Genomic DNA, 1,012 nt, shown 5'->3' with positions numbered 1-1,012 from the left:
CTTCCGGCCCGACACCGGCCGCATCACCGGCTACCGCTCCCCGGGTGGCGCGGGCGTGCGCCTGGACGGTGGCGCGAATGTCGGCGCGGAGGTGGGCGCGTACTTCGACTCCATGCTGGTCAAGCTGACCTGCCGCGGCCGTGACTTCCCGGCGGCCATCGCCCGTGCCCGGCGCGCGGTCACCGAATTCCGTATTCGCGGTCTGGCCACCAATATCCCCTTCCTGCAAGCTGTCCTGGACGACCCGGACTTCCAGGCGGGCCGCGCCACTACCTCCTTCATCGACGAGCGGCCCGAACTGCTCACCCGCCACGCCTCGGCGGACCGGGCCTCCAAGATCCTGGACTACCTCGCCGATGTCACCGTGAACAAGCCGCACGGCTCGCGGCCGACCACGCTGTACCCGCACGACAAACTCCCGGCCATCGATCTGACCACCCCGCCGCCGCCCGGCACCCGGCAGAAACTGCTGGAACTCGGGCCGGAGGGCTTCGCGCAGTGGCTGCGCAACCGCGAAGGCGTGGCCGTCACCGACACCACCTTCCGTGACGCGCATCAGTCGCTGCTGGCCACCCGGGTGCGCACCAGCGGTCTTATGGCGGTCGCCAGGCACGTGGCGCGCATGACGCCAGAACTGCTGTCCATCGAATGCTGGGGCGGCGCAACCTATGACGTGGCGCTGCGCTTCCTGCACGAGGATCCCTGGGAGCGGCTGGCCGCCTTGCGCGAAGCGGTGCCCAATATCAATCTCCAGATGCTGCTGCGTGGCCGTAACACGGTCGGTTACACGCCGTATCCGGAAAAGGTCACGCGCGCTTTCGTTTCCGAGGCCGCGGCCACCGGTATCGACATCTTCCGCATCTTCGATGCGTTGAACAATGTGGACCAGATGCGCCCCGCCATCGACGCCGTGCGTGAAACCGGCACGACTCTGGCCGAAGTGGCACTGAGCTACACCGGCGATCTGTCGAACCCGAACGAGAACCTCTACACCCTCGACTACTACCTGAAG

1 pseudogene is annotated in these 1,012 nt (G+C 67.3%); it reads left to right on the top strand.

Going from position 1 to position 1,012, the window contains the following annotated elements:
- Positions 1 to 1,012, top strand: a pseudogene (locus JK358_RS38750) (pyruvate carboxylase); the annotation flags it as partial.

This window comes from Nocardia acididurans (genome assembly GCF_016741815.1).
GTDB classification, from domain to species: domain Bacteria; phylum Actinomycetota; class Actinomycetes; order Mycobacteriales; family Mycobacteriaceae; genus Nocardia; species Nocardia acididurans.
This window is presented reverse-complemented; position numbering and strand designations above follow the sequence as displayed.